The 19,800-nt window shown below is 42.9% G+C and carries 17 protein-coding genes; 15 read left to right on the top strand and 2 right to left on the bottom strand.

The genetic code is table 11. The features are described from left to right. A partial coding sequence (locus tag OH456_RS25330; RefSeq protein ID WP_270034439.1) for a cadherin-like domain-containing protein occupies positions 1 to 1,141 on the bottom strand: 1,141 nt, incomplete at its 3' end. A 256-nt stretch (positions 1,142 to 1,397) separates the two neighbouring features. Between OH456_RS25330 and OH456_RS25335 the strand changes: the two genes are divergently transcribed. From OH456_RS25335 to OH456_RS25355, 5 genes are read left to right on the top strand one after another with little or no spacing between them, the layout of a single operon-like run. Beyond that, positions 1,398 to 2,744: an HlyD family type I secretion periplasmic adaptor subunit gene (locus OH456_RS25335; protein WP_270034441.1), complete on the top strand. Its 1,347-nt coding sequence runs from the start codon at positions 1,398 to 1,400 to the stop codon at positions 2,742 to 2,744. 16 nt (positions 2,745 to 2,760) lie between these two features. Beyond that, the gene (locus OH456_RS25340) at positions 2,761 to 4,995 is read left to right on the top strand and encodes a response regulator (RefSeq protein WP_270034442.1); all 2,235 of its coding nucleotides are present in this window, start codon (positions 2,761 to 2,763) and stop codon (positions 4,993 to 4,995) included. Then, positions 4,970 to 6,355 carry a TolC family protein gene (locus OH456_RS25345; RefSeq protein ID WP_270034443.1) on the top strand — a complete coding sequence of 462 codons (1,386 nt, stop codon included), beginning with the start codon at positions 4,970 to 4,972 and terminating at the stop codon, positions 6,353 to 6,355. Before OH456_RS25340 ends, OH456_RS25345 begins: the two co-directional genes overlap by 26 nt. A gap of 41 nt (positions 6,356 to 6,396) precedes the next feature. Then, positions 6,397 to 7,995, top strand: a complete 1,599-nt coding sequence (locus OH456_RS25350) for an ABC transporter transmembrane domain-containing protein (protein ID WP_270034444.1) — start codon at positions 6,397 to 6,399, stop codon at positions 7,993 to 7,995. Beyond that, positions 7,992 to 10,139, top strand: coding sequence for an ATP-binding cassette domain-containing protein (locus OH456_RS25355; protein WP_006074500.1), 2,148 nt, complete (start codon positions 7,992 to 7,994; stop codon positions 10,137 to 10,139). Before OH456_RS25350 ends, OH456_RS25355 begins: the two co-directional genes overlap by 4 nt. A 19-nt stretch (positions 10,140 to 10,158) precedes the next feature. On the opposite strand, the gene OH456_RS25360 is transcribed toward OH456_RS25355, so the two are convergent. Further along, positions 10,159 to 10,521: a hypothetical protein gene (locus tag OH456_RS25360; protein WP_006074499.1), complete on the bottom strand. Its 363-nt coding sequence runs from the start codon at positions 10,519 to 10,521 to the stop codon at positions 10,159 to 10,161. 259 nt (positions 10,522 to 10,780) lie between these two features. Here OH456_RS25360 and ccoN point away from each other — a divergent pair, with 259 nt between their 5' ends. From ccoN to uspE, 10 genes are all read left to right on the top strand, one after another. After that, positions 10,781 to 12,208 (top strand): cytochrome-c oxidase, cbb3-type subunit I, encoded by a 1,428-nt coding sequence (gene ccoN, locus OH456_RS25365; protein ID WP_006074498.1) that lies wholly within the window; start codon positions 10,781 to 10,783, stop codon positions 12,206 to 12,208. Positions 12,209 to 12,219: 11 nt separating this feature from the next. Continuing rightward, positions 12,220 to 12,840, top strand: coding sequence for a cytochrome-c oxidase, cbb3-type subunit II (ccoO, locus tag OH456_RS25370; protein ID WP_006074497.1), 621 nt, complete (start codon positions 12,220 to 12,222; stop codon positions 12,838 to 12,840). 10 nt (positions 12,841 to 12,850) lie between these two features. Then, positions 12,851 to 13,024 (top strand): cbb3-type cytochrome oxidase subunit 3, encoded by a 174-nt coding sequence (locus tag OH456_RS25375; RefSeq protein ID WP_006074494.1) that lies wholly within the window; start codon positions 12,851 to 12,853, stop codon positions 13,022 to 13,024. Further along, positions 13,024 to 13,998: a cytochrome-c oxidase, cbb3-type subunit III gene (gene ccoP, locus OH456_RS25380; protein WP_006074493.1), complete on the top strand. Its 975-nt coding sequence runs from the start codon at positions 13,024 to 13,026 to the stop codon at positions 13,996 to 13,998. The genes OH456_RS25375 and ccoP overlap by 1 nt, the downstream gene beginning before the upstream one ends. An 89-nt stretch (positions 13,999 to 14,087) precedes the next feature. After that, positions 14,088 to 14,567 carry a FixH family protein gene (locus OH456_RS25385; RefSeq protein WP_270034445.1) on the top strand — a complete coding sequence of 160 codons (480 nt, stop codon included), beginning with the start codon at positions 14,088 to 14,090 and terminating at the stop codon, positions 14,565 to 14,567. A gap of 3 nt (positions 14,568 to 14,570) precedes the next feature. Next, entirely contained in the window at positions 14,571 to 16,940 is a 2,370-nt protein-coding gene (locus OH456_RS25390) for a heavy metal translocating P-type ATPase (protein ID WP_198557823.1), read from the top strand. A gap of 1 nt (position 16,941) precedes the next feature. Then, a complete protein-coding gene (gene ccoS / locus OH456_RS25395) occupies positions 16,942 to 17,121 on the top strand; it encodes a cbb3-type cytochrome oxidase assembly protein CcoS (protein ID WP_006074487.1) in 180 nt (59 codons plus the stop codon). Beyond that, positions 17,118 to 17,792, top strand: a complete 675-nt coding sequence (locus OH456_RS25400) for a sulfite exporter TauE/SafE family protein (RefSeq protein WP_198557822.1) — start codon at positions 17,118 to 17,120, stop codon at positions 17,790 to 17,792. The genes ccoS and OH456_RS25400 overlap by 4 nt, the downstream gene beginning before the upstream one ends. A gap of 91 nt (positions 17,793 to 17,883) precedes the next feature. Beyond that, positions 17,884 to 18,630 carry an FNR family transcription factor gene (locus OH456_RS25405; RefSeq protein ID WP_006074485.1) on the top strand — a complete coding sequence of 249 codons (747 nt, stop codon included), beginning with the start codon at positions 17,884 to 17,886 and terminating at the stop codon, positions 18,628 to 18,630. A gap of 158 nt (positions 18,631 to 18,788) precedes the next feature. Then, positions 18,789 to 19,733: a universal stress protein UspE gene (uspE, locus tag OH456_RS25410; RefSeq protein ID WP_006074483.1), complete on the top strand. Its 945-nt coding sequence runs from the start codon at positions 18,789 to 18,791 to the stop codon at positions 19,731 to 19,733. Positions 19,734 to 19,800: the final 67 nt, after the last annotated feature.

The raw sequence follows: 19,800 nt of genomic DNA on the forward strand, positions 1-19,800 counted from the left end.
TAATATCAAGCGTAACCGTTCCGTTAAAATTCTCATTAGGCGCAAAACTGCAGGTTCCATCGTTGTTGACGGTGAAGATGCCATCATTACCCGAATAGTTGACCTCGACCAAAGACACATCGCCTTCTACATCGGAAGCGCTAGAGAGCAACTGAGTTTCATTAAAGATTAATACATTGTCTTCATCGACGGTGTAAGACGCGGTACCAAAGACTGGGAGGTCATTGACTGACTCCACTAGTACATCGATAGATGCCGTAGTTATTGCTGTGCCATCGGATACACCATAACTTAATGAAATATCACCATTAAAGTTCTCATTGGGAGCAAAAGTGTAATTACCATTACCAAGATGAGTCAGCACACCTTGATCACCTTCATAAGTCACGTTATCGATGAAAAGCTCATCGCCATCTATGTCACTGGCACTGTTGAGCAAATCCGTATCAGTAAAAGTTAAAAGACCATCTTCCTGAATTTCATAATCCATACCACTGACAACAGCGGCATCATTTACGTTATCGACTTGGACTTCAAATGACGTTTCAGTTGTCTCGGAATCAAAAGCGTCATCCTGTTGCGATTGAACAAATTGTTCATCGCTTAAGACATTTACCTCAAATGTTTCTTCTGTTGTTGCGGTATCGCTGATTTCCTCCTGAGCGGCTCGAACCGAAGGCGAAACGGACTGTTGTGCTTGTGTAACTGCATCACTTGGAGTGGAAGAACCACCAGCTTGAGTATCAGGTTGAGTTTGCTCTCCACCTACCGCTTGCGCGCCCGCCCCACTAGCCGCGCCATTATCGGCTTGTGGTTCTGACTCACTAACGTTTGAATCTTGTGAATCGACAATATTTGATTGGCTGTCCTGTTGCTGTGCAGCTCCGTCATTTCCTGATTGTGTGGATTGTTCTGATGCAGCATTAGAATCATCTTGCTCTGCTCCTGCACTAGTCGGGCTATCGCTGAGAGCTTGGTTTATTTCATCCGAAGCATCGGCATTATCTGCTCCAGTCGCAATAGTAGTGGCAATGGTATTTTGTTGATTTTGCTGTGCTTGCTGTTGGTCTGTATTGGTATCTACTGTAGATATTTGCTCCACCGCATCATTAAGTGGATTGTTTTCATTGTTCGTTGCCATTGCCGCCTCCAAAACACACGATCCATTGTTGATTCGTCAACAGATTAGTAGATGAATTCCGGATTAGTAGTAAAGTTTAGCTGTTCAGCTCAAATCTCATTGATTTCAAACACAGTACTCATAATGAAAATTTATCTTTGAAAATTATTCGCTTATATCCTTAGCTATTTTTCAAACGGTCTAGTTCATTCAAGGAAATGAATCAGCATTAACTCAACCTAGCCTTTTCGTCGAGGCATATAACAAGGGTGGGATCGTGAGTAAGAATAGTATCGAGAAGCACATCAGAAATGCGTTAATCCAAAACTCGTCAGTGACAGATGAAGCACATTTGGATGAAGTAAAGATTAAAAGTGCAATGACTCCAGTTCATAAAGCTCTGCTACTGACGTTTCTCGTATCCATGGTTTTACTTGTGATAGCGTCGCAAGCACGAATAGATATCGTCGTCTCTTCTCGGGGAGAGTTGCTTCTCGACTCCGATATCGAGCGTGTGCAGCATCTTGAAGGTGGCATTCTTGATGAGTTATTGGTTAAGCCAGGAGACGTTGTTTACGAAGGTCAACCTATCGCTAAACTAAAGTCGCTAGACCGGAATTCGTTACTGTCCACTAATGACTCTGAAGTCACTCAATTAGAAATGGATCGTCTTCGCTATCAAGGGTTGATCTTAGGTCAAGAGCCCGATTTTTCTGAGTTTAGTGATTTTCCGAAATTAGTCAGCCTAAACGTGCAAGCTTGGACTCAAGAAAACAGTAAAAATCAATCCAGTGAGACGCTTATTGAACATGACATAGAGCACAAGAAAACCCTCGTGGATTCTATGAAGCGCAGAAAACAGAGCTCCAACAATCAACTCAAGTTAATTCGCAAGCAATTGGGGATTAAACAGACCTTATACAAGGAAGAGATGGCCTCATATGTCGATGTCCTGAATATGCAAGTACAGGAGTCGAATATGATTCGTGAGATTGAAAATCTCGACGAATCTATCATGAATGAGAGGTTCCAACTGGAGCGCTTAGATAAGCAGCTTGCAGATCTGGTAGCCAATCGAAACTCAGAGTATCAAGCGCAGATTACTCAAATAGAAAAAGAGCTCAGTATAAAGCGGATTCAACGGCCACAATTGTCGGATAAAGTTGACCGATTAGTCGTATATGCACCTGTAGATGGTGTTGTTGATAAAGTACATTTCAATTTCCGTTCCGCAGTGATTCCGCCAGGCGAAAGTATTGCTGATATCGCACCGCTAAATAATCAGCTTCATGGTGAGGCAAAAATCCCAAGAAAAGAGATGGGGTTTGTTGAAGTAGGTCAACAGGTAAAGCTTAAATTTGATACTTACAATTTTTCTAAATACGGTTTTCTTTCTGGAACCATTACCTCCATAAGTCGATCCTCTTACGAAGAAGAAGAATCAGAATACTATCTCGCTAATATCCTGATTGACCACGATTATCTAGAGCGCTCCGGCACAAAATACAGCCTGTCACCTTATATGGAGTTCACCGCAGACATTAAAACCGGTGACCGCCGAGTAATCGAGTACGCCATGAAGCCTGTCATGTCCGCGATTGATGACGCGTTTGACGAGCGATAGCGGGAGTGAAATCAATATGAGACCAAGGCATCAAATTTACACCTTTCCAATCATTAAACTCGGGATTGCGTCGTTGATGACCCTGTCCTTGTTCGGCATTTGGTTGACGTTACAGTTCTATTTGTCCCACCCTTCTAAACAGGACTTTACTACCCCGTTAATTTCGCAAAGTCGACTCTTAAACCAACAATTAGAGACCACAATATTAAACTTAGATACATGTATTAATGGTGGCAGTTGTGAGGGTGTTAACTCAAGTTTAACCCTTCTGATGGGGGCACTTTCGGAGTTTAAATCGCTAGCTTCAAGTGATAAATCTCAGGTGAGTTTGGTCGGTGCTGTTGAGTATAGTCACCTAGAACTTGCGAGTTTGAGGTTTCAAGCGATAGACGATACTTCACTAGATGATTATCAAAGACTGAGGGAAGCGCTTAGTAGAGATTATGTAGAGATTCGTAATCGATTTGATGACCTCTTCTATGTGGAGCATCAACAAGCCATTAACGAGCTTAGATCTAGTATTGATAAACTCTTTCTGCTATTTCCGGCTATAGCATTAATCGCCATTTTTGTTGTATTAGGTGGATGGTATCGACTTAAGAAGACGGCGAGAAACAGACACTCTATCAATGAGAGTTTTCAATCTCTATCATCAAGGTTGGATTCTCTCGACTCCAAATCAATCGACGATATTTTGAATAGCGCTCACCTAGACCCTATCGAACGCAATATATACTCTAAACTTCGATTGGTATTTGAAAGGATGGATCAGCAACAAAAAGATGCGGACCTAAATCAACAACTCTATGGGTTAATCGGATATGAGATACGAGGAATTACCAGTACGATCAAAGGTGGTATCCAATATTTAGTTCAAGACTCAGAAGATAGTCGTGCGGTATTGGCACAAGACATTACTTCTGCTGCAGACACCTTGTCGGAACTCGCTGAAAATTACAACCGACTGTTATCCCAAGGAAGAGACAAAGGTAATAGCCATTTCTCTTTTCTTAACACTTTGTCTGAGTTGACTGTTCATCTCAAAAGTAAACTGCATCGAGAAGAGCGAGATATTGAATGTGATTTCAATACCAACCTTCCCAATACCATTGTCGGTCACCAAACTAGCCTTTTTTGGATTCTGTTCCTCAAACTTTCAAGCGCAGTACAAATTCAAAATGACAAACAAGTCCTGTTTCAAGTAGAGATAAAAAGCTCGGACAACGTCGACAAAACACGAATGTCGTTATCAGTTACCTTTCTTACTCACTTGAATGTTGAACGTAGCAAGATTGATTCACTTCATTGGTCAGAACGCAGTGATATAACCGCTTCTAATGATGAATGGACAGAATCTATTTTGAGTAATGTCAGTTATTTTGATTCTCGTTGGTATGAATCGGGACAACAAAGACGTTATGTCATTGAATTTGATATGGAAGCTCAGAACTTCTTTACCTTCAAATCACAGCAACTTAACAATCGACATTTTGTTCTTTGTAGCCAAGGTAGGCTCTCTTTAGATCTGTTAACCAACTTGCTTACCTCTCAGGGAGCTCAAGTGACACTATGTGAAGATCCCAATGACCTATTTAGAGTGTCAGCCAATAGCACCAGTATTGATGCGATTCTCATTTCAGACACGATAGAAGGTATCCAAATGGACGCGTTTGCCAAAACACTAAGCGCCCGATTAAAACAAAATGAGACCAAGTTGTTTCTCTTGGCACACCATGCTGAGGGCATGCAAAGTGCCTTTGAGTATGTAGACAAAGTCTTCTTTACCCCTGCTCTCCCTTATGAGTTTATTCCTAACCTAACTGAGGCGTTGAACGCAGAGTCCGTTGAGGAAACACTGGAAAATAGCTCATTCTTGATTGTTGAAGATGACAAAGTGCAGCAATTCTTGCTCAAGAGAATTTTGATGAAACAAGAATATAAAGCCGACACGGTTGGGGATGGAACTGAAGCGGTAGATTGGGTCAAAGCTCAGCGCGCTGACATTATTTTTATGGACTGCATAATGCCAGGCATGGGAGGCATTGAAGCGACCAAGCTCATCAGAAAACATGAAAGTGATAATGGCTCTACAACACCTTCAACGATTATAGGAGCCACTGCACTTACCAGTGTTGCTGAGCACAAAGCGTGTATCGAAGCAGGTATGGACTATGTCATTAGCAAACCATACAAGAGTGATGAAATTATCAAGGTGATTAAGAAGTATGTGGCATTTCAGAAGCTTAATTAGCCTTTTAGTTGGCATGACCGTCACTATGACAGTACATTCTGCAACCGTATTGGAAGCGGTAGAGATTGGGCTAAACAACAACTTATCTCTTATTGCCAGTCGTAAAGGCGTTGAAGAAAGTGCCTACGATATTGACGTGAGTCGTTCCAGTTTCTTACCGACGATCTCTGCGGATGTAAAAACGACCTGGAACTCTACTACGACTCGTTTAAGCGGGGTAAGTGATACTAATGCAAGCTACAACGATCATGGTTATGGTCTGTCTTTGACACAGAGTTTGTTTAATCTTCGCGATATCTACGAATATGGAACCAGTAAACTGGATTTCAGCATTGAAGAAGTAAGAAACGAGGCAAAAACTCAAGAAGTCATTCAACAGATTACTGAGCAGTATTTCGAGTTCTTAAAAAACGGCGCGAAAATCCGAGCGACGAAAGCTGAACTCGATTCGTCGATGGCTCGCCTTAAACAGATGAATCGAAATGTGTCGCTTGGTAATGTCGCAGCAAGTGAAGTTTATGAGGTGATAGCGCAAAAGGAAGGCATTGTTAACCGGCTAAGAAGTTTACAGAAAGACAAAGACGTTATATTAAACCGTCTTGCCTTGTTAACCCAGTATCCAGTAATTCCCTCTCAGGACTTAAAAGGTCAAGTACTGCTTAGTGAAATCCCGTTAGATCAACAACAAGACTTGTTGGGACAAGCGATGAAGTTTAACAACGATATCATCTTGTCCCAAAAAACCGTGGAGCGAAGTTATCGGACTTTAAAGGAAACGGGCTCGAACTTTGCTCCTAATCTATCGGCAAACGCAAGTTACCGACATAACGATACGAATAACTTCGACCTGTCGACTAACCCGAACTCAACAGGGATATCGGACGATAAATCTGTTGGGCTTGTGCTTTCTGTGCCAATAACCTCTGGTGGTTCAGACTATTACTCGTATCAAAAAAATAAAAAGACCATTGAGCGTAACGAACTGCTATTAACGGACAGTCAAAACACAGTTCGCAATGATGTGGAAACCTCTATTCTCAACTTGAATGACTTTTCCCAGTCAGTTTTTACTTACGAGACCATTATTAAAGCTAACTACTCCTCATACAAAGGTATTAAGCGCGCCCATAGTTTAGGTACGCGAACAATCACAGACTTGCTCTCTGCTGAAAGTAAGTTGTTTAACAGTATTAGAGATTACGAGAGTGCTAAATATGACTATGTCATCGAGTCTATTAAGCTCGATCGACTTGTAGGTAACTTGTCGCCTTTAACCATTGAAAAAATCATGCAAATGATGGATGAAGCTTCGAGCATTCGTTATCAAGACGTTATCCCTGAGCATTTGAAAGATAACTAGCCAGAATAATGGCTAGCGGCTTATGAAAGTGAGAACTTAGAATGGACACAGCGTACTTCTCTCAGAAAATATCTTGGATGGATAAACTTTATCTAACCTTCTCGACAATAATGTCGACGCTTTTTGCGCTAGTCTTGCCATTTTCAATCTTGATCATTTTTGACCGAGTATTGCCAAATCAAGCAACGGATACCCTGTTTGCTCTTTTCGCCATTATTCTTGTGGCTATCTATTTAGATTACTTGCTTCGTATGCAAGAAGAAGTCATTACCGCTTCTTTGATGAAGAGTTTCGAACAGCGGCTTACCAACAAAGTATTTAGAGCTATTTGTCTGGCTCAAATCCCTGAGTTTAGCCGCTTGGAGCCCGGCCAGTATTTGGAGCGCATTGCTGCGATTCCAGAGTTAAAGAATTTTTTCGGTGGTGAAGTTGTTCGTGCAATTATCAATTCGGCCGTTAGCGTTATTACCATAGCGGTTATCACCATCATTAATTTATGGGCTGGAATTGCGCTCTTTGTCGCTTCTCTAGTCCTAGCTATCGCCGCATTTCGCATTTCAAATCGTAAAGTTTCTGCCCAGCAAACCAAATCAGAGATTGAAGGACTGACTAACTCAAAAATCATTGAGATCGTATCGAGCCCGTTAGATAACAAGAGTCGAACCATGGAATATCGGCTTGAAAGTTTAATGACCGATATGATTAAAGCACGTGAGAAAAAGAGCATTGAGTACGAAAACCTCGAATCGCACTTCAATCTAATCTTGACCTTGATTCAACAACTATCGATAGCCGTCGTAGTGGTGTTGCTTGCAATATCTGTCATTAACTTAGAGGCAACACAAGGCGTGATGGCCGCCATCATTATGCTTACCAACCGTTATTTCTCACCCTATCAGCAAGTAATGAGGACTATTGGACGTTGGAAGCTAAATAGAGTGCAGATCATTGAGATATCGGAGATCTTAGCATTAGAACATTTTGAAAAATCACATGAAGTTCATGCGCCCCATAGTTTTGATGACATTACGATTCAACTCGATGAAAAACAGCGAATCATTATCAATCGTGGAGAGCCTATCCTACTTCAAGGTCCTTCGGGTTCAGGTAAAAGTCATCTAACTCGAAGTCTAACTTGCGATAACGAATGTGGCGATACAGTGATTCGTATAGGTGATTTATTGTTGTCTGAGCTACCTTACCATTCATGGCGCGAACAAGTTCACCGAATCGATCGGAACAGTGGCTTTGTTGAAGGCTCAATCATAGATAACTTAACCTGCTTTAGACCTATGTTAAACGGTGCCGCGTTTACTTTGTGCAAAGGACTTGCAGTTAAAAACGAAATCGATGCCTTAGAGCAAGGGTTCTATACCCAACTGAAGGGAAATAAAACTATCCCACTATCTAGGCAAGTGCAATATGCCTTGCTGATCATTCGCGCCATGCTTAGTCAGAAGAAATTGGTGATTCTTGACGATATCGATACGGTTTTCGACCCAGACTTTGCACAGCGAGTCGTGTCTATGCTCGTTCCTAAGTCTTCTGGTCAGTTTCTTATTATCGTAAGTAATAAAATCCGACCAGAATCGTATGGGTTGAAGTCGATCAAACTTTCTAAAGAGAGAGCTCACTTATGACGATACTGGTCGATTTCAATAATGTTTCCCAGCGACTAAAGGATTTTGAAGCTGAAGGGTTTGAATTCAGATATCAAGAGTCCCCTTTGTTACGTGGCCTTGCTTACACATTGATTTCTTTAGAATGGGAAGGCACACCAAGTATTTTATCCGATGCCTTTACTCCCGGTGATAACGACCAGCATGGCTTTGAATTAACACTCTCAAGGCTTGGTTATCAGTGCCGAACGACTGAGTTTAAGCGTGCCGTCGTTGAGGATCTCAAAGCGGCTAGGCTTCCTTGCTTCATAGAATTGGATAAGCTATCAGCGGTCTTGCTTGAAGTGGAAGGCAATAATGCGGTGTTATTCGATTATCGCAACAACAATACTATCTCAATTCCTATAGATGGTTTGAACTTCTCTTTAACCATCATCTCAGAATACTCGAAGCTATTCCGAGAGCCGCCTCCTGAGACTCAAGATAAAAGCAATTGGGTGAAATACACTTTCTATCGCTACAATAATGAATTCAAAAGCTTAGTGTTCCTTTCTTTGATCATTAACATTCTCAGTGCATTGCAGCCATTCTTTATTATGGGTGTCTATAATTTTGCGCTCTCTTCCAGTTCTGTGTCGACCCTGTATTGGCTGACAGTGTTTGCGATATTTCTCGCAATGGCCGAGTTCTTATTTCGACGTGTTCGTATGCGTATTCTTTCTACATCAGGGCAAGATTTAGCTGTCCATATCTCTAGAAATGTCATCGCCAAACTGCTTTGGCTGCCTTATTCAATGACTTCCAGCGCTGGGGTGTCATCCCAATTAGCAAGGCTGCGAGATATCGACCAATTCAGAAAGCTAGTCACCGCGGAATCTACGTTGAGCTATTTCGACTTGCCTTTTGTTGCGCTATTTATTCTCGCTATCACTATTCTATCTGGCTCGGCTGCGTTGACTGTCATCGCAGGCATCTTTGTTATGATCGTATTCTGTTTGTACGCTCGCTATATCTATACTCAAGCAACGTCACAAAGTTCGCGTGCTAACGCGATGGTGTCATATCAATGGAATGAAATCCTTAGAGGCATTACTACCCTACAAGGACTACCTTTGTTGCGAGTTATTCAATCTAGATTCAGAGCCGCACATGAGCAAAGCTCCAACGATGCTGCATTTGTCGCTAAGGTAAATGCTAAGATTCAAGCTATTGGTGGCGGCTTAATCCAAGCCGTTGGCACGGCAGCAATTGTTACCGCAGTCATAGGGGTAATTGACGGCACAGCAAGTGCTGGCGCAATGCTAGCAACCGTTATCTTAGTCTGGAAAGCTCTAGGGCCAATTATGGGGATCTACAACTCTTTGGCTAAATTCAAAACTATTCAATCTTCCACTGCACAGATTAATGCCTTGATGTCACTTGATGATGACAAAACGTCGATTGAGAAAAGCCCTCCAATTAGACAGTTTAATGGTGAAGTGGCGGTGAGTGGCTTGGTTCATCGCTATCAAGGTGCGACGACAGGTCTGACGAACTTGAGCCTACATATTACCCCTGGGAGCAAAGTTGCAATCTCAGGACCAGCAGGTTGTGGTAAGACGACCTTGTTGACTCTTATTGCTGGCTTGGAGCCTAGATATCAAGGCAGTGTGCTACTGGACGGTTATAATATTAAACAGTTCAACAACTATCGATATAGAAAAGGCATTAGCTATATTCCATTTGACCTCCATCTTTATGAAGGTTCACTGGAATCGAATTACATCCTGCATAATGGCGTAATTTCAAAAGAACAAATGATGAGATCCTTTACTTTGCTCGGGCTAGAGAAATTCTTTGAGCAAGGCCTAGAGACACATATAAATACAGAGATGCTTGCTCATCTACCTTCTGGATTACTACAAAGGTTGAGGTTGGCCATAGGGCTCGCAGATATGAGTCAAAAGATCATTCTGATTGATGAGCCCCTGATAGGCGTTGAAATTGAACATGCGACTTATATTAATCAGCTGTTCGCCGGTGTGTTAAGAGACAAAACTGTCATCTATACAACCGTAGCGCCTACATTAATTTCTAGCGCAACACATTGTTTACTTTTGGATAAAGATGGCTCTCAGAAATACTTCGGTACGCCTGATAAAGTAATGAACGCAATGGGAACTTAAAATCTCTACTACACAATTTCTATCTTGGCAGAATATCTACCTTAACAGAATTATCACTATCGTCTGAGATCACGAATGTTACCGGCATTTCATCTTTACTTATGTTCATAGTGGCGGTCACATTTAACGCTGAACCGTCACTTTTTGAGCCTTTAATCGTTAAATCTTCTGATTTTGTGACCGCGAGCGTGTTTGTTGAATCTTGATACAGAAAACGGACATTTTTGTCTTGAAATTTGACCTCACATGGTTGTGAAGATTGACAAACAACCTCGCTAGACTCCTTATGGCTAATGGTTCTGTATGTAAATGCTGCAATTAGCACCACCATCATGATGATAATTTGAACAAGCCTACCTTTTGTTAACTTCTGTGCTGGCATATTTACGTGTTCTCCGTGTAACAAACTTCAAAGTTTTGAAATAAATGGTCAAAAACCCGACCAACCATAAGGTTACTACCCTGTTTTTGATTTGTTAATTGAAGTATTATTGTTGGCTGAAAATGCTACTTTTTGTTAAATCCCGAAAGCTGAGTAACGTTTTGATTAGGCGTTAGTTCTTCTGAAGGGTTGGGTAGCATTACGACATGTGTCGTGTTGGAAGTAAAGTGTAGTTAATTAGAAAATTGGAAGCATGTTAATGAGCCAAGAAAAGCAGCTTGAACAAGTCTACAACTATACCGTCGTACGCCAGTTCACTTTAGTGACGATTCTTTGGGGTATTGTTGGTATGGCAGTAGGTGTTTTGATTGCCGCTCAATTAGTTTGGCCACAGCTCAACTTTGATACGCCGTGGTTGACGTACAGTCGTTTACGTCCTTTGCATACTAATGCGGTAATCTTTGCGTTTGGTACTAGTGCTCTGTTTGCAACGTCTTATTATGTTGTGCAGCGTACGTGTCAAACGAGATTATTTGGGGGCCCTCTTGTCGCATTCACCTTTTGGGGATGGCAAGCAATTATTTTAGCCGCTGCAATTACTTTACCGTTGGGTTTCACCTCTGGTAAAGAATACGCAGAATTAGAATGGCCAATCGATATCGCTATTGCAGTGGTATGGGTATCTTACGCGATTGTGTTCTTTGGAACACTTATCAAGCGAAAGACATCGCATATCTATGTAGCGAACTGGTTCTTTGGAGCGTTCATCATTACCGTCGCGGTACTTCATATCGTGAACAGTATGGCAATTCCAGTATCAATGGGTAAATCTTACTCTGTGTACTCTGGTGCCGTCGATGCGATGGTTCAATGGTGGTATGGTCACAACGCGGTAGGTTTCCTTCTTACGGCAGGTTTCTTAGGTATGATGTACTACTTCGTACCAAAGCAAGCTGAACGTCCTGTTTACTCTTACCGTCTATCGATCGTTCACTTCTGGGCGCTTGTTTCTCTGTATATCTGGGCTGGTCCTCACCACCTACACTATACAGCTCTACCTGACTGGACTCAGTCTTTAGGTATGGTGATGTCTTTGGTTCTATTCGCGCCTTCTTGGGGTGGTATGATCAACGGTATCATGACGCTGTCTGGTGCTTGGCATAAGCTGCGTTACGACCCAATTCTTCGTTTCTTGATCGTTTCTCTGTCGTTCTACGGTATGTCAACGTTCGAAGGCCCGATGATGTCTATTAAGACAGTTAACGCATTGTCTCACTACACTGACTGGACTATCGGTCACGTACACTCTGGTGCTCTAGGTTGGGTTGCGATGGTATCTATCGGTTCGGTATACCACCTAATCCCTCGCCTATTCGGCCAAGAGCGCATGTACTCTGTAGGTCTTATTAATGCTCACTTCTGGTTGGCTACAATTGGTACGGTGCTCTACATCGTAGCAATGTGGATCTCAGGTGTAATGCAAGGTCTAATGTGGCGTGCAGTTAACTCAGACGGTACGCTGACTTACAGCTTCGTAGAATCTGTACAAGCGTCTTACCCATTCTATACCGTTCGTTTCATTGGTGGTTTCATCTTCCTAGCAGGTATGTTCCTAATGGCATACAACGCTTATAAGACAATCACTGCAACGAAAGGTAGCTTGAAAGCTATCCCTCAACCGGCTTAAGGAGATTAAAAATGAGCTCAAACTCTAACAATCGCCATGAAGTCGTTGAACGTAACGTTGGCTTACTGGCTATCCTAATCGTATTCGCAATCAGCTTGGGCGCACTTGTTGAAATCACACCACTGATTTTCCAAAAGCAAACGACTGAACCTGTGAAAAACCTACGTGCGTACAGTGCACTAGAAATGGAAGGTCGCGATATCTATATTCGTGAAGGTTGTAACGTTTGTCACAGCCAAATGATTCGCCCATTCCGTTCAGAGACTGAGCGTTACGGTCACTACTCTGTCGCTGGTGAAAGCGTTTGGGAACACCCATTCCTATGGGGTTCTAAGCGTACTGGCCCAGATCTAGCTCGTGTTGGTGGACGTTACTCAGATGAGTGGCATCGTGTTCACCTAATTGATCCTCGTGAATTGGTTCCAGAATCAAACATGCCAGGCTTCCCTTGGCTTGAGGAAAACGTACTGGATGGCAAACTGACGCAGAAGAAACTTGAGATCTTCCGTAATCAATTTGGTGTTCCATACACGGACGAGCAAATCGCAAATGCATCTAAAGACGTAGAAGGTAAAACAGAGATGGACGCCATCATTGCTTATCTTCAATCTTTAGGCCATGCGATGAAATAAGGAGGGGCTTATGGATATCGGTACTATTCACAGTATTTGGACCATAGTTTTGTTCGCGAGCTTTATCGGTGTTGTGTGGTGGGCTTTCGGTAAAAGTCGTAAATCACGATTCGAAGAAGATGCAAACCTAGTATTCGCTGACGAGCAAAAACCCACCTCCGAAGAAAAAGGAGTGACTAAGTAATGACTACATTCTGGAGTCTATGGATTATTGTCATCACTGTCGGCACGTTGCTTGGTTGCGCAGCTATCCTGTATTGGTGTGTTCGCGACAAAATGGGTGTCGAAGAAGGCGAAGATATGGGACACGAGTACGATGGTATTCGTGAACTAAACAACCCACTGCCTAAGTGGTGGACTTATTTGTTCGTCGGTACGTTCGTATTTGCAGCAATCTACCTTGCGCTATATCCGGGTCTAGGTAGTTATAAAGGCCTTCTAGGCTGGCAAAGTTCGGACCAAACAGTACGTTCGATTGAAGAGTCAAAAGCATCGATTGCCGCTGCACAGAGCAACAAGTCTCTTGTACAGTATGCAAAAGAGCTAGATGACGCAGAAACTCACTTTGGTGAGGCATTCAACCGTCTAGCGAAGTCTTCGGATGGTGCGTTGCGCCCTATCCCAGAAATCGCAGCAGACAGTGAAGCAATCAAAGTGGGTCAACGTTTGTTCCTACAAAACTGCTCTCAATGTCACGGCTCAGATGCGCGTGGTCAAACTGGCTTCCCTAATCTAACGGACGATGCGTGGCTATATGGTGGTGAACCAGAAGCTATCGTAACTACTGTTATGCAGGGTCGTATCGGTCAAATGCCAGCGTGGAAAGACGCATTGGGCGAAGATGGCGTTCGTGAAGTAGTCAGCTACACACTGAGCCTATCAGGTCGTAAAGTTAACGCACGTGAAGCTGAAGCAGGCAAAGCTCGTTTTGTAGTCTGTGCAGCGTGTCACGGTACAGACGGTAAGGGTAACCCTGCTGTAGGTGCTCCTGATCTGACTGACCAAGTTTGGCTATTTGGTGATTCTCGTGCTGCTGTGACTGAAACAGTCATGAATGGTCGTTCTGGTGTTATGCCAGCATGGAAAGACATTCTAGGTGAAGAAAAAGTACAGCTGGTTTCAGCGTACGTTTGGAGCCTAAGTAATTCCGACAAATAAGTAACATTTCAATAACAGCCCCTTGTAAGGGGCTGTCTTTTCTAGATAAATTATAATTTCTTTCTTAGTTAGCTGTTGAGAACTTTTTTATGGTAAAGCCTTGGTATAAACAATTCTGGCCGTGGTTTCTAATCGCGTTGCCGCTTATCGTTGTGATTGCAACTGTCTACAGAATTTCACTGTTATTAGACAACAAAATCAATCTGGTTGCCGAGGATTACTATAAAAAAGGCAAGGGAATTAACGTTGATCTAACCAAGATTAATGTCGCTAAAGAATTGGGGCTAAATGCTACGGTTTCGTCTGCTGGAGACACTATTCTGATTACGCTTCAGAAAGGTCAACTGCCCCACTTTCCAGCTCTCACTGCTACTTTTACTCACCGTACTCTGCCGGATAGAGACTTTGAAAAACTCTTAACTGCCGATGCTAAAGGCACTTATCGCCTTATATTGGACCATGATGTGCAAGGGCCTTGGTTCGTTGAACTACAGCCACATGACCAAGCGTGGATGGTTCAAGGTCGAGTCACTTTTCCAACTGAAACTGATGTAGTGTTGTTAGATTAGATTATGTGTAAGACGTGTTATCACTGCGGTGAAGATGTACCAGCCAACACGAGCTTCAGCGTAGACATATTAGGTGCAGAACGGGACATGTGTTGTCCCGGCTGTGAAAGCGTGGCTCAAACCATCGTGGATAGCGGATTAGTCTCCTACTATCAATATCGAACAGCACCGGCAGAGAAAGCCGATCTCGTCCCAGAACAATTGCGGTCGCTAATTCATTATGACAATGAAGATGTACAAGCTGAATTTGTACGGAACAACGAAGACACCAAAGAGGTGACGTTGTCACTTGACGGTGTGTCCTGCGCGGCTTGCGCGTGGTTAATAGAAAAACGTATGGCTGTCGAGCCTGGTGTGCTGTCTATTCGCGTTAATACAACCACCAACCGTGCTCTGCTTAAATGGGACAAAACCAAAACACAACTCAGCCAACTGCTCTCTTCTATCCATTCTTTAGGCTACAAAGCAGCACCTTTTGAGGCTGATAAACAAGAGGCTGCTTACCACGCTACCATGAAGCAGTATCTATATCGTCTGGGTATTGCTGGCCTAGCCACCATGCAAGTTATGATGCTTGCTGTGGCATTGTATCTAGAGGTGTTTGGTGATTTAGAACCGGAGTTTAAAAACTATTTCCGATGGGTCAGTTTGATATTCGCAACGCCTGTTCTTCTATATTCCGCCCTACCTTTTTATATCAATGCTTGGAGAAGTATTAAGGGTCGAACACTAGGGATGGATGTTCCTGTCTCCATCGCTCTCATTCTTGCTTACGTGGCCAGTTTAGTTGCTACCGTGGCTGAAAAAGGAGAAGTGTTCTTTGAGTCGATCTCCATGTTCACCTTCTTCTTGCTCGTTGGACGGTATCTAGAAATGCGCGCTCGCCGTAAGGCAGCAGCAGCAAGCGGCAACCTGCTTAAGCTTGTCCCTGCGATAGCCAACAAATTAGATGGTGACCAAGTACCAGTAAAATCTCTACAAATCGGTGACCAAATCAAAGTACTACCAGGTGAACATATCCCAGCAGATGGGGTCGTGCTCAGTGGTCGTATTCATATCGATGAATCTATGTTGACTGGTGAATCTCTACCTGTTGTTAAAAGCAAAGACGACTTTGTGTATGCAGGTACGTTGAATGGCGATGAAGCTTTCGACTTGGAAGTGCGCTCGACCAAAGCTGACTCCATGATCTCAAGCATTGTGAGGTTGCAAGATGAAGCGCAGTTAACTAAGCCCAAGATAGCTGAAATTGCCGATATCGTTGCACGCTATTTTGTGGCAATTATATTAATTATCGCTGCAGGAACATGGTTCTATTGGCATCAGACTAAGCCGGACGACGCATTCTGGATCATGTTGTCTGTCCTTGTTGCAACCTGCCCTTGTGCGCTTTCGTTGGCAACTCCTACAGCGATTACTTGTTCGAGTTCAAGAATGGGCACTCTTGGTATTTTGTCTCGTAGAGGTCATGTCTTTGAGACCTTATGTAAGGTAAATCATCTTGTTGTCGATAAAACGGGAACGTTGACACATGGCGACATCGAAATTGCTAAAACCAATTTGTTTGGTGATTTATCAGAGCAGCAAGCGTTGGAGTTAGCAGCCGCTCTTGAAAGTCATGCCAACCATCCTATTGCTCGCGCGTTTAAACCATACTTAAACCGTGAATTAGCGGTGAACAGCGTCGAAAACGTTATCGGCTCTGGGCTGACGGGGTATTTCGGTGATTCCTTAGTAAAAATAGGCAATGCTTCTTTTGTACTTGGTAGAACCGATAATGCTCGTAACAGCGTATATATGTCTATCAATGGTGAACATGTAGCGACATTTATATACCGAGATCCGATTCGAAAAGAAGCGGCTGAGTTTATTGATAAGATGCGTGCGGCAGGTGTAAAAACCACATTGTTAACTGGCGATACAATGGCAAATGCAGAAGTAGTCGCAAAAGAAGTGGGCATAGATGACGTAGTCGCCAGCGCTTCACCAAGTGATAAGCTGGACTATCTTAAATCTTTGGGTAGTAACGATGTATCTATGATGATCGGCGATGGTATTAATGATGCTCCAACTCTGGCGGGCGCTCACCTTTCTATTGCTATGGGTGGCGGTACAGACGTTGCTAAAGCTTCGGCAGATTTAGTGTTGCTAGGAGACCGACTTGATAAGATCTTGACTGCTCGAGAGTTAGCGATAAGAACAAGAAAGATTATTAGAGAGAACCTAGCTTGGTCTTTAGGGTATAATCTTCTCATCCTACCTCTCGCGGTTGCCGGTCTTGTCGCGCCTTACATCGCAGTAGTAGGGATGTCAGCGAGTTCTATCATCGTAGTTTCAAACTCGCTGCGCTTGCTCAAAGAAGAAGGTAAGTAACATGGAAAGCATCTACATATTGATCCCAATTGCCATTGTCTTAGTTTGTGTCGCAGTTGGTATCTTCCTATGGGCAGTAAAGAGTGAGCAGTTTGAAGATCTTGAAAGACAAGGTCACAATATTCTGTTTGATGAAGATGTAGAGCAGAAAAAGGATACCAAGAAGGATTCAAAAGAGTGACATTGGATCTATTAGGCGCCTTTACTATCGGCTTACTCGGCGCCGGCCACTGCATGGGAATGTGTGGTGGCATAGCCTCCCTCCTTTCTATCGGACAACCGAATAAAACCCCTACCACTCTTATCGTTAATTACAATCTTGGCCGTTTGATCAGTTATGCATTGATAGGTAGTGTTGTAGGTGGAACGATTGCAGGGATTGCGTCGCTTTCCCAGTTTAATCATGCACTTGCTATTTTGCGCATCATTGCAGCCGCCTTTATGGTGTTGCTTGCCTTCTACGTAGGGCGTTGGTGGAATGGCTTGTTAATTGTTGAAAAGCTGGGTCAGTCGTTATGGAAACGAATTTCACCTTTCGCAAACCAATTACTTCCTTTAAAGCACAGCAGCTATGCTATCCCCTTTGGTTTTCTTTGGGGCTGGTTGCCTTGTGGACTTGTTTATTCAACATTAACGTGGGCAGCGGTTTCTGGAAGCGCATTGGGCGGCGGCGCCACCATGTTAGCGTTTGGACTAGGTACACTGCCAGCGATGCTACTTGTTGGAACGAGCGCAACAAAATTAAAAAGCCTGCAAAATTCGCTCATATTCCGTAATATCGCAGCGATTTCTATACTTGTATATGGCCTGTATACAGGTTATGAATCGGTGATGATTTTTAACGCAAACTAATAGATGATTGTTTTATCATTGATTTTTTAGCTACCCTTAAGGGGTAATGAATGATAAAATCTTGATGTACATCAAATAGTGAAAGGTTGTTATGATTTCTGAAAAACCTGTAGCAAAACGTATTCAGTCCGGTGGCTGTGCCATCCATTGTCAAGATTGTAGTATTAGTCAGCTGTGTATCCCCTTTACTTTGAATGAATCTGAGCTCGATCAACTCGACCAAATCATTGAACGTAAAAAGCCAATTCAAAAAGGCCAAGAGCTTTTTAAAGCGGGTGATGAACTTAAGTCTCTCTATGCTATTCGCTCTGGCACAATCAAGAGCTATACCATCACAGAACAAGGTGACGAGCAAATTACAGCATTCCACCTTGCTGGTGATCTTGTAGGTTTTGACGCAATTACGGGTGATGAACACCCTAGTTTTGCACAAGCACTTGAAACATCAATGGTTTGCGAGATTCCTTACGAAATTCTAGATGATTTGTCAGGAAAAATGCCTAAGCTTCGTCAACAAATTATGCGTTTGATGTCGAACGAGATTAAAGGCGACCAAGAAATGATTCTACTGCTTTCTAAAAAGAACGCAGAGGAGCGTTTAGCCGCTTTCTTATATAATTTGTCGACACGCTTTTCTCAACGAGGCTTTAGTCCTAGAGAATTCCGTCTCACTATGACTCGTGGTGACATTGGTAACTACCTTGGTCTGACTGTCGAAACAATCAGTCGCCTATTGGGTCGCTTCCAAAAATCTGAAGTATTAAGTGTAAAAGGTAAATACATTACCATTATCGATCACGATGCTTTGATGGAAATGGCTGGCGTTACCAAAGAGTAAACTGACGTTTTTATCAGAACTCTACAACCTTTCAAAAAGTGGCTCTATGATGAGCCACTTCAAATTTCTACCTACCTGTTCTCCAATTTTTCTAAAAAAATTCATAGATTTGCGCTAAAGTTAATTTAGGTTATAGCCCAAATAGGTAGGGAGTATCTATGAGCATTTACAGTAAAATCCTCGTCGTTGCGAACCTCAATAGCGATGAGCAACCTGCCCTTGCTCGTGCGGTTCAACTTGCTAAGAAGAGTAAATCCAGAAGCCATATTTCGTTCTTCTTATCTATCTACGACTTTTCCTACGATATGACATCTATGCTTTCGCATGAAGAGCGTGACGCAATGCGACGCGGTGTGATTCAGCAACGTGAAGAGTGGATGCGCAATGTTGCCAAACCGTTTATCGATGACAGTTTTGATTTCGATGTAAAAGTTGTTTGGCACAATCGCCCTTATGTCGCCATCGTAGAAGAAGTGTTTGAAGGGAAGCACGATATTGTCATTAAAGCGACGCGCAAGCACGACATCTTAGAGTCTGTCATTTTCACCCCGACAGATTGGCATTTGTTAAGAAAATGCCCAGTGCCTGTATTACTGGTTAAAAATTCAGACTGGCCAGAACACGCTAACATTATTGCATCAGTGCATGTTGGCTCTGAAAACCCAACCCACATCGATCTTAATGACTGTATGGTCAAACAGCTTGATAGTTTAACTGAACGCCTTGGCGCAACGGGTTATTTGGTTAACGCCTACCCTGTCACCCCAGCAAATATTACCATTGAGCTTCCTGAGTTCGATCCTGCAACCTATACCGATGCAGTTCGTGGCCATCATTTGACAGCGATGAAAGCCCTAAGACAAAAACACGGTTATTCAGAAGAGCATACTATTGTTGAACAAGGCTTGCCGGAAGATATCATCCCTGATGTATCACGTCAGCTTGATGCAGGTATGGTCATACTTGGTACTACTGGACGTACGGGTTTATCGGCGGTGTTCATCGGCAATACGGCTGAACATGTAATTGATAAGATAAACTGCGACGTAATGGCATTGAAACCTGAAGGTTACATCAGCCCATTAGACCCAAGCCAAGCCTGATAAGTACGTTTCCCCTATGCGGGCAGGAATAGACTTGAACAGGACATTGAATCCTTTACATGATTCT

This window comes from Vibrio sp. La 4.2.2, from assembly GCF_027586995.1.
GTDB lineage: Bacteria > Pseudomonadota > Gammaproteobacteria > Enterobacterales > Vibrionaceae > Vibrio > Vibrio mediterranei.

Coding starts and splice junctions, on each gene's coding strand:
- OH456_RS25360 (WP_006074499.1), bottom strand. CDS start 10,521: ATGCCAGCACAGAAGTTAACAAAAGGTAGGCTTGTTCAAATTATCATC.
- ccoN (WP_006074498.1), top strand. CDS start 10,781: ATGAGCCAAGAAAAGCAGCTTGAACAAGTCTACAACTATACCGTCGTA.
- OH456_RS25375 (WP_006074494.1), top strand. CDS start 12,851: ATGGATATCGGTACTATTCACAGTATTTGGACCATAGTTTTGTTCGCG.
- OH456_RS25350 (WP_270034444.1), top strand. CDS start 6,397: ATGGACACAGCGTACTTCTCTCAGAAAATATCTTGGATGGATAAACTT.
- OH456_RS25385 (WP_270034445.1), top strand. CDS start 14,088: ATGGTAAAGCCTTGGTATAAACAATTCTGGCCGTGGTTTCTAATCGCG.
- OH456_RS25405 (WP_006074485.1), top strand. CDS start 17,884: ATGATTTCTGAAAAACCTGTAGCAAAACGTATTCAGTCCGGTGGCTGT.
- OH456_RS25345 (WP_270034443.1), top strand. CDS start 4,970: ATGTGGCATTTCAGAAGCTTAATTAGCCTTTTAGTTGGCATGACCGTC.
- uspE (WP_006074483.1), top strand. CDS start 18,789: ATGAGCATTTACAGTAAAATCCTCGTCGTTGCGAACCTCAATAGCGAT.
- ccoO (WP_006074497.1), top strand. CDS start 12,220: ATGAGCTCAAACTCTAACAATCGCCATGAAGTCGTTGAACGTAACGTT.
- ccoP (WP_006074493.1), top strand. CDS start 13,024: ATGACTACATTCTGGAGTCTATGGATTATTGTCATCACTGTCGGCACG.
- OH456_RS25355 (WP_006074500.1), top strand. CDS start 7,992: ATGACGATACTGGTCGATTTCAATAATGTTTCCCAGCGACTAAAGGAT.
- OH456_RS25390 (WP_198557823.1), top strand. CDS start 14,571: ATGTGTAAGACGTGTTATCACTGCGGTGAAGATGTACCAGCCAACACG.
- ccoS (WP_006074487.1), top strand. CDS start 16,942: ATGGAAAGCATCTACATATTGATCCCAATTGCCATTGTCTTAGTTTGT.
- OH456_RS25340 (WP_270034442.1), top strand. CDS start 2,761: ATGAGACCAAGGCATCAAATTTACACCTTTCCAATCATTAAACTCGGG.